Below are 6575 nucleotides of genomic sequence, written 5' to 3' on the forward strand. Positions count from 1 at the left end.
TGTGGGACGTTCTTGAACGATTTTACGACTCTGTGGCCCGACCGGGATCTCGCGTTGAGGAACACGGCGAGCTGACGCTGTTCCTCCAGGCAGGCGACGGCTACCCGTACTACGCGCGGCCGCGGTTCCCCGACGGGCGCCCGTCGGTGGCCGACGTGCTCGCGGTGCGGGAGCGCCAGCGGTCGCTGGGCGTGCCGGAAGCGCTGGAGTGGGTGCACGAGACGACACCGGACCTGCTGGCCGTGGCGCGGGAGGCGGGCATGGACGTGCTGCAGGCGCCGCTGCTGGTGCTCGACCCGGCCCGCCTGCCGGAGCCGCACCCGCACGTCCGCGTCCTGGGCACACGACCGGCCGAGGTCACCGCGGTGGCGGCGCTGGCGTTCTCCTCACCGGGCACCGCCGCGGGCGAGACTGGTGCGGCCGAACGGGACGCGGCGCTGGCGGAGGCGGGAACCACCTCGGCGGACACCCGGCACCGGCACGCCGTGGCCGACCTGCCGGGTGAGGGCGTGCTCGCGGTCGGCACCGCGCAACGGGCCGGTGACGTGGTGGAGGTCGTCGGGGTCGGCACGCTGCCCGCGGCACGGCGCCGCGGTCTCGGTGGTGCGGTCACGGCGGCGCTCGCACGCGACGCCCTGGACCGGGGTGCCGGCCTGGTGTTCCTGTCTGCGGCCGGCGAGGAGGTCGCCCGCGTGTACGAGCGGGTCGGGTTCCGCCGGATCGGGACCGCCTGCATCGCGTCGGCCTGAGCGGCCCCGCGGTCTCGAAAAGGTCCCGAACGCACCCTTCGTCCCGCATCCGGCGCCTCCCGCCGGGGCGGGCCGACTACCCTCGTGCGCGTGATCAAGGACTTCGGTGCCGGTTTCGGACTGCTCCTGCGCGGCTTCCGGCTGGTGTTCAGCTCGCCCAAGCGGGTGCTGGTCGGGGCGCTGCCCGCGGTGCTCACCGCGGTGCTGATGATCACCGGCTGGACCCTTCTGTTCACCAACATCGACTCGGTCGCCGGGTGGCTCACCGGGTTCGCGGACTCGTGGAGCGAGACCTCGCGCGGCGTCGTCGAGGTCGCCGTCGGCATCTCCGTCGTCGTGGCGGCGCTCGGGTTGAGCGTGCTGCTGTTCACCGCCATCACGTTGATGATCGGCGGCCCGTTCTACGAGTACATCGCCGAGGAGGTCGAGGACGAGCTCGGTGGTGTGCCCGAGGCGGAGCAGGTCGGGTTCTGGCGCGGGTTCGTGGTCGGGTTGCGCGGCACGCTGCTGCTGGTCGGTACCTCGGTCCTGTTCGCGGTCCCGCTGTTCCTCGGCGGGTTCATCCCGATCGTCGGGCAGACGCTGATCCCGGTGCTCGCCGTGTGCATCAACGGCTACCTGCTGGGCATCGAGCTCACCGGCATCCCGTTCACGCGCCGCGGCCGGACGTTCAAGCAGCGCCGCAAGCTGCTCGCCACCCGCCGTTCGCTCGTGCTCGGCTTCGCGGTGCCCACCTACCTGCTGTGCCTGATCCCGCTGGCCGCGCTCGTCGTGATCCCGGCGGCGATGGCCGGTGGGACCGTGCTGTCGCACCGGCTGCTGTCGGGTGAGCAGGCGGTGCGGCCCGCCGGACCGGTCGGACCGGCGGGACCGGGGTACGTCGCCTAGGGCGCTCGCTCGGAACGGTCAGAACGGCAGCCAGGCCTGCTGCGCGAGCCCGTTGCGCGCGACGACCTGCACGCCCGCGGCCGACACCGACCACAGCTGGTCGCCGATCACGATGGTGCGCCGCGCTCCGCCGTACTGCTGCGTCTGCGGTTCGGTGATGCGGCCGGTGTCGCGCAGCTGGTCGCCGTCGACCCTGAGCACGACGGAGGTGGCGTTCTGGGCCGACCTGTAGGTCGTCACCGGGACCACGAGCGTGCCGTCCTGCGGCCAGAACAGGAACGCGTGCGGGTCGTACTGCGCCTCGGAGCTGGAGTCCGGCAGGTGGAACTGGGCGAGCCGCTGCGGTGCCGCGGGGTTGCGGACGTCGAACAGCGACACCTGGGTGCCGGTCGTGCGGCCCTGCTCGGTCGCCTCCTGGCCGACGCCGATCAGCCTGCCGTCGCCCGCGGGGTGCAGGTAGGCGGAGAAACCGGTGATCTTCAGCTCGCCGGTCACCCTGGGCCGCACCGGGTCGCTGAGGTCGAGCGTGTAGAGCGGGTCGGTCTGGCGGAACGTGACGACGTAGCCGGTGCGGCCGATGAAGCGGACGCTGTAGATGCGTTCGCCCTTGCCGAGCCCGTCGACCCGGCCGACCTGGGCCAGCTTGTCGCCGTCGCGGCGCAGCGTCGTGACGGCGCTCTGGGTGGGCGGGGGCTGCGGGCTCCCGGCGTCGCCTGCCCGCCAGCAGCACCGCGACGTGGTGCCCGAGGTCGTCGCGACGCGCAGCACGCCCTCGTGCTCGGACAGCGAGTACTGGTTCAGCAGCGTGCCGGGGACCTCACCGGACGCGACGTGCTTCGGCGGGCCCGCCTGGCCGATGTCGAACTGGTGGATCGCCGTGGTGACCGGGCGCGCGACGCCCGGCCGGTCCGGCAGCTCGGGCAGCAGCCGGTGGTCGTCGGCGATGTAGAGGGTGCGGTCGGTGCCGTAGACGGTGTCGCCGTCGGCCACGATCGACACCGGCTGACCGGTGCCCAGCCGGCCGGACAGCTCGAACGTCAGCACGGTCAGCATCGACGACGCCGCGTGCACCGCGGGGTGGCTGACGTTCGCGCAGTCGACCAGGGTGCCGCTGGTCTTCGCGCCGTCCTGGACGAGCTCGTAGCGCGGCAGCCAGGACGTGATCGGCTCGTTCTGCAGGATCTCCCGGTTGCGCCGCAACGCACCCGCGTCGTTCGTCGTCTGGTCCGGGTAGACCCACGGCAGGCGCGGCGAGGAGCGGACGACGACGCGGGCGGTGCCGCCGACCTGGCGGGCGTCGAGGTAGCCGCCGTCGGTCTTGAGGCTGCCGATCTCCTTGAGCGCCTTGAGGTCCACGAGCACGATCTCGCTGCCCTCCAGCGCCCCGGGCGGGTACGGGCGGGCGTCGGGTGCGAAGCCGGCGTCGTGGATGGGAACCGGGTTCTGCACCACCAGCAAAGCGCGGTCGCCGGACACCAGCAGCTGCGTGGCGTGCCGGTCGCCGAGGTCGAGCGTGCCGGACGGGGAGCGGCTCGCGACGTCGACGACGCGCAGCTTGCCGTCGGCGATGGAGATGACGCGCCTTCCGTCCGTCTTCACGAGGTCCGGCTCGTCGACGCCCTTCTCGTGGACGTTCGTCGTGGAGTGGCCCTGCTGCTCGGCGGGCGGTGTGGCGGCCTTCGGCACGGCCTCGCGTTGCGCGACACCGGCCGAGGAGTCCGCGGCCATGCCCTCGGCGGCGGTCAGCGGGAAGTTCCGCCTCCCGCCCAGCCCGAACGCCGTGACGTAGGGGGCCATGGCGGAGCGCAGCTCCTCCACCGCGCCCTCGCAGGAGTCGTACGCGACCAGGCGCACCGGGCCGTGGTCGACGATCGGCGCGGGGAAGGTCTCGTCCCGCACGGCGGAGCTCGCACAGACCCCGGTCACGGCCACGACGGCGGCGCCGGCCAACAGCTTTCTGCCGTTCATGCCACCAGGACGGAACGAGGGCCGGAAGGGGTTGCTCCGCCGTCGCGGCAACCCCTTCCGGCGTTCTCGGGGTGAGCTAGGAGTTGATCTGCTGCTGGATCTGCGTGGCGTAGGTGGAGACGCGCGCGTACACGCCGGGGTAGCCCGCGGACGCGCAGCCCTCACCCCACGACGTGATGCCGATCAGCTTGCCGCCCGCCACCAGCGGGCCACCGGAGTCGCCCTGGCAGGTGTCCGTGCCGCCCTGCGCGTACCCGGCGCAGACCATGTGCGTGGCGTTGAAGTCGCTGCCGTACGAGCTGCTGCAGCTGGAGCTGCTGGTCAGCGGCACGGTGGCCTTGAGCAGGTAGCGCGAGGCCGAACCGCCGCTGGAGGTGGTGCCCCAGCCGAGGATCGTGGAGCTGGTGCCGGCCGCGTACAGGGCGCTGTCGGCGGAGGTGGCGAACTTGATCGGGGTCTGGCTGAGGTTGCGGTCGAGCGTGAGCACCGAGACGTCGTAGCCGCGGGTCACGTCGGTGTAGCTGGGGTGGATCCAGATGCGCGTGACGCGGGCGACGGTGCCCGCGGTGGAGTTCTTGTCGTCGCGGCCGGCCACCACCCGCACCGCCGAGGCCGAGTCGCCCTCGGTGCAGTGCGCCGCGGTGACGACCTTGTTGGGCGCGACCAGGGTGCCGCCGCAGTACTGGAAACCGCTGCTGGTGGCCAGGTACACGACGAAGGGGTAGGTGGACGTGCTGGCGCGCGTGCCGCCGACGATCTGCGCGCCGAGCTCGCCGTCGGTCACCGGAGGGGTCGGAGCTGCTTCGGCCGCGCTGATCGCCGCCATCGGCAGCGTCGCCGCCACCAGTGCCGCGCCCAGCCATGACCGGAGGCGGTGCAGGGTTGCCGCCATGATCATCTCCTTCTTCTGTTGTGCTCCCGGTGCAGAGCCGGGAGTTCTTCAAGGATCAACAGGGTTTTACGAGACGGGCAAGGGCCGGTCCGCGTAGGCCATTCGGCCGTCCGACCACACGCGTGATTGGATCGGGCGCGAACAACCCCGTTCCGAGAGGAAGTTGTGATGGCCCCCACGAAGCCCGAGGTCGACCCGCACGACGGCCCGGCGCCGGCCGACCTGCTCATCCAGGACATCACCGTCGGTGACGGCGAGGAGGCCACGCCCGGTCAGCGCGTCGTCGTCCACTACGTCGGCGTCTCGCACTCGACGGGCGAGCAGTTCGACGCGTCCTGGGACCGCGGTGAGCCGTTCATGTTCCCGCTCGGTGGCGGCCGCGTCATCCAGGGCTGGGACCAGGGCGTCGCCGGCATGAAGGTCGGTGGCCGCCGCAAGCTCGTCATCCCGCCGCACCTGGGCTACGGCGCCCGCGGCGCCGGTGGCGTGATCAAGCCCAACGAGACGCTGATCTTCGTCGTCGACCTGATCAAGGTCGGCTGACGCACGTCGGCCCCTGATGGCGTTCCACTGGTCCGTTCAGTGGAACGCCATTGGTCTGCGCAGCCGATTTGCTCCACTCGTGGAACGGGACCACCCCCGGCTGCGTCATCCTGTCAGTCCGCCACCGCAGTAGGAGGGGAACCACGGTGCCAGAGGACATCGCCGGGTCGGAGCAGATGCTCGCGGGCTGGGAGAAGAACGTCCAGGAGCGCGCAGCCCGCTATCAGGAGATGGCGACGCGCGTGCAGGGGATGACGATCTCCGAGCGGTCCTCCGACGGCGCGGTGGAGCTCACCATCGGGTCCAACGGCATCCTGCAGCACCTGGTGATCAACGAGTCCGCCGCCGGCCGCCGCATGGCCGAGGTCAGCGGCGAGATCATGAAGCTGCTGCAGCGCGCGCAGTCCCGCATCCCGGAGCTGCTGCAGGCCGCGATGGCCGAGACGATCGGCACCCAGGACGAGACCGCCAACGTCCTGTTCAACGAGGCCAAGAAGAACTTCCCGGCACCGCCCGCGGAGGACCCGCCGGCCGCGCCGCAGCACCGCAACGAGCTGAGCTTCCGCGTGGAGGACGACGCACCGCCGTCCCGTCCCACCCCGCCACCACCGCCGCCGCGCCGCCGTCCGCCTTCGGACGACGACGACTTCGGCGGGGAGTCCGTGCTCTCCTGATCCTGTCCGCTGCTCGAACTTGAGGGGGTTCGATGACTTCCGGTGGTTTCAACGTCACGTCCGACGTCCTGGAAGCGCACGTCAAGGCGCTGCAGGGCCTCCAGGGGAGGCTGCAGGGAGCCGTCGACGCGGCGAACACCGTGTCGATGCCGACTGACGCGTACGGCATCATCTGCCAGCCGTTCCGGATGCTGCTGGACCCCGTCGAGCAGTGGGGCATGGACGCGTTGAAGGGCGTCGCCGAGGCGATGGACGCGACCGCCAAGCGCATCGACGAGACCGCGAAGCACTACCAGGCGGTGGAAGACTCCATCGTGCGGACCCTCCAGGGCGGAGCCTGATGTCGTCACCCAACCCGCTGGTGGCCCAGGCACCTGCTGAGCCGTCGGGTTTCTTCAACGCGGGCACCGGTGACAACGGCTGGGCCACGGGCATCTCCATCGCCGAGTCCGCGATGGACGCCTACAACGGCATCTCCGAGGGCAACTGGATCGAGGGCGGCCTCGGCGTGCTCGGCTTGGCCGCCGACGCCGCCTCGATGGCGATCGACCCGTTCGGCACCCTGCTGTCCTCTGCGGCCTCGTTCCTGATGGAGCACATGCAGCCGTTGAAGGAGGCCCTGGACTGGCTGGCGGGCAACCCGCCGGTGATCGAGTCGTACTCGACGACGTGGAAGAACGTCTCGGCCGAGGTGGGCAAGGTCGCCGCCGAGTACAAGGCGTCGGTCGACGGCACTTCTGCCTGGACGGGTCCTGCCGCGGATGCCTACCGTGCCGCGGCGGGTGGTCAGCTGGACGCGTTGTCGGGTGCCGCTTCGGCCGCTGGGTCCGTGGGGACCGTTGTCGGTGTGATGGGCATGGT

7 protein-coding genes and 1 pseudogene are annotated in these 6575 nt (G+C 71.4%); 6 read left to right on the top strand and 2 right to left on the bottom strand.

Annotation, left to right across the window (positions count from 1 at the left end):
• Nucleotides 1-32: 32 nt before the first annotated feature.
• Together ACZ7CF_RS41665 and ACZ7CF_RS41670 are read left to right on the top strand one after the other, a co-directional pair.
• Nucleotides 33-749, top strand: coding sequence for a GNAT family N-acetyltransferase (locus ACZ7CF_RS41665; protein ID WP_470372472.1), 717 nt, complete (start codon nt 33-35; stop codon nt 747-749).
• A gap of 90 nt (nt 750-839) precedes the next feature.
• Entirely contained in the window at nt 840-1637 is a 798-nt protein-coding gene (locus tag ACZ7CF_RS41670; protein WP_360397751.1) for an EI24 domain-containing protein, read from the top strand.
• 18 nt (nt 1638-1655) lie between these two features.
• On the opposite strand, the gene ACZ7CF_RS41675 is transcribed toward ACZ7CF_RS41670, so the two are convergent.
• Nucleotides 1656-3605, bottom strand: coding sequence for a beta-propeller domain-containing protein (locus tag ACZ7CF_RS41675; protein WP_470372473.1), 1950 nt, complete (start codon nt 3603-3605; stop codon nt 1656-1658).
• 76 nt (nt 3606-3681) lie between these two features.
• Nucleotides 3682-4497, bottom strand: coding sequence for a S1 family peptidase (locus ACZ7CF_RS41680; RefSeq protein WP_360397747.1), 816 nt, complete (start codon nt 4495-4497; stop codon nt 3682-3684).
• Between the two features lie 168 nt (nt 4498-4665).
• Between ACZ7CF_RS41680 and ACZ7CF_RS41685 the strand changes: the two genes are divergently transcribed.
• From ACZ7CF_RS41685 to ACZ7CF_RS41700, 4 genes and pseudogenes are all read left to right on the top strand, one after another.
• Nucleotides 4666-5040, top strand: coding sequence for an FKBP-type peptidyl-prolyl cis-trans isomerase (locus tag ACZ7CF_RS41685; protein ID WP_360397745.1), 375 nt, complete (start codon nt 4666-4668; stop codon nt 5038-5040).
• Nucleotides 5041-5186: 146 nt separating this feature from the next.
• Nucleotides 5187-5714, top strand: a complete 528-nt coding sequence (locus ACZ7CF_RS41690) for a YbaB/EbfC family nucleoid-associated protein (RefSeq protein ID WP_458430843.1) — start codon at nt 5187-5189, stop codon at nt 5712-5714.
• 32 nt (nt 5715-5746) lie between these two features.
• Complete coding sequence (locus tag ACZ7CF_RS41695) at nt 5747-6055, top strand: type VII secretion target (RefSeq protein WP_360397741.1); 309 nt, start codon at nt 5747-5749, stop codon at nt 6053-6055.
• A pseudogene (locus tag ACZ7CF_RS41700) lies at nt 6055-6575 on the top strand (hypothetical protein); the annotation flags it as partial. The gene ACZ7CF_RS41695 and the pseudogene ACZ7CF_RS41700, both read left to right, overlap by 1 nt.

This window comes from Lentzea sp. NPDC036955 (assembly GCF_055608005.1).

Bases quoted from the DNA above. Each gene is read 5' to 3' on its own strand.
- ACZ7CF_RS41675 (WP_470372473.1), bottom strand. From the start codon at position 3,605: ATGAACGGCAGAAAGCTGTTGGCCGGCGCCGCCGTCGTGGCCGTGACC.
- ACZ7CF_RS41680 (WP_360397747.1), bottom strand. From the start codon at position 4,497: ATGGCGGCAACCCTGCACCGCCTCCGGTCATGGCTGGGCGCGGCACTG.
- ACZ7CF_RS41685 (WP_360397745.1), top strand. From the start codon at position 4,666: ATGGCCCCCACGAAGCCCGAGGTCGACCCGCACGACGGCCCGGCGCCG.
- ACZ7CF_RS41695 (WP_360397741.1), top strand. From the start codon at position 5,747: ATGACTTCCGGTGGTTTCAACGTCACGTCCGACGTCCTGGAAGCGCAC.